This is a genomic window from Cyanobacteriota bacterium (genome assembly GCA_025054735.1).
GTDB lineage: Bacteria > Cyanobacteriota > Cyanobacteriia > SKYG9 > SKYG9 > SKYG9.
This window is the reverse complement of the sequence record JANWZG010000594.1, coordinates 1-1,704: the sequence shown is the minus strand read 5'-3', so window position 1 is coordinate 1,704 and position 1,704 is coordinate 1. Positions and strand designations below refer to the sequence as shown.

3 protein-coding genes are annotated in these 1,704 nt (G+C 45.1%); all 3 read right to left on the bottom strand.

Translation table 11 applies throughout. The features are described 5' to 3' along the window. A partial coding sequence (locus NZ772_18520) for a Uma2 family endonuclease (protein MCS6815551.1) occupies positions 1 to 363 on the bottom strand: 363 nt, incomplete at its 3' end. A gap of 267 nt (positions 364 to 630) precedes the next feature. Next, positions 631 to 1,212, bottom strand: coding sequence for a Uma2 family endonuclease (locus tag NZ772_18515; GenBank protein MCS6815550.1), 582 nt, complete (start codon positions 1,210 to 1,212; stop codon positions 631 to 633). Between the two features lie 292 nt (positions 1,213 to 1,504). Then, positions 1,505 to 1,704: DNA polymerase III subunit delta' (locus NZ772_18510; protein ID MCS6815549.1), on the bottom strand; the 200-nt coding region annotated here is incomplete at its 5' end.

Below are 1,704 nucleotides of genomic sequence, written 5' to 3'. Positions count from 1 at the left end.
GAGCACCTCCTCCATCTCATCTGTAGGAGAAATGATTTCTCCAATCAGGGAGAAACTTTGGGGCAAGACTTTGAAATCACCAAATTGCTCAACTAACGCTGGGGTAAGATAGGCAACATCAGGACAACGCACCCGATCAATCGTACGGCAAGGTGTTTCTACATAGGTCTCGCCACCGATGCCTTGCTCGTCTTTGTAGTTTCCCCAATACCGAGCCAGTCTAGCTTGAATCCGTCCGGTCTTACTTGTCATCCCACTTTTCTCTACAAGTTTCCCATTGACCCATTCAGTCCGATCGCAGGGCTGTTCCAGAAATTCTTCTAGGGATAAGGTTGATGTATGGGTTACAACAGATGTCATCATCACTACCTCAATAAGCTTGGTTAGTTTTACTACCTCAATAAGCTTGTTAGTTATCGATGATCATAATCAATTCTTGGAATGGGACTGCAATTGGTTTCCATAGTTAGCTAACTTAAAGTAAACAGACCACTTAAAGCACTAGTTATCGAATTTGCCATGCTCAGCACCACCTCTTCCTTCCTAGCCCGACTGCACCCGTTCGAGCGTCCTACGATCGTCTTTGCCGGGGTAATGGGTACCAATCTCTAACAGAGAACCCAGAGGAGCTTAGAACTGGGAAACATCAATATTTTCATAAAGGTCTGTAATTTGCAGTAGTACTTCGATGCTGCTCAAGGTCAGGGTAGCGGAGAGATCATCGTATTCTGAAAGCAACCATTGGTGGGCAGATTGCTTGACATAGTGTTCCACCCGTACTTGGTATAGATCAACCAGCAGATAGTCTTGAAAGCTGGGAATTGTGCGATAGGCCAAGAATTTCTCGCCCCGATCGTAGTTTTGAGTGGACTTAGACAGCACTTCTGCAATTAGGCAGGGATTCATGACCGTATCATTGCGCCCGGTTTGCAATTCCAGAGGTTTGGGTAACACCATTACATCGGGGTAAGTATAGAGAGTTGCCCCAGGAATCCAGAGTCGTTGATCTAGGATAAAAACGCGGTAGGGTTTTCCCTTCAATGCTGCTTTAAGCATGGCCACAAGGTTGCCAGCAATGTCATTGTGGTCTGGAGTGCCGCTAGTCATGGGGACAATTTCTCCATTGCGATATTCACTGCGAGTTTCAGAGGCAATTTCGAGTTCTAGATAGTCGTTGATTGTGTAGTGCTTTGTCTCAGGTTGAGCAATCATGGTTGTTGACCTCTGGAACTGCTAGTGGTTCATCAATCAGTTACCGAATCTATGTTGTGGCTGCTTCATTACTTTTGATTGGAGGAGTACTCCAGGAATTCTTCGAGAGAAATGATTGACCATCATAATCACGTCCTGGAAGGAGTTTTATTAGGTTTTGTAGTTGTTTCAATTTAGGTTGACATTCAATTTAGGTTGAAGCAGTTGCCCTCCCACCAATTCCTCTCCCAAAGCGAGGCAGAGGAGCTATGAGCGTCTCTTTACTAATCTGGAATGACTATACATTGAGATGCTACAGCAGAGCCATTAGGGCAACTTCCCAAACTAGGCGTGGTTGGGCATAGCTGAGTAGCTGCTTACGTGCTGTTTCTAGATGTTGTAGCCAGTCAAGAGGGAATTTAGCACCAAGCTGCACTGCTTGCCAATGATGATGCTGGAGATAGCTAATTAGCCAAAGTTGTTGATCCAAATCAAGGGTTTTGGTAATTTGAC

Bases quoted from the DNA above. Each gene is read 5' to 3' on its own strand.
- NZ772_18515 (MCS6815550.1), bottom strand. From the start codon at position 1,212: ATGATTGCTCAACCTGAGACAAAGCACTACACAATCAACGACTATCTA.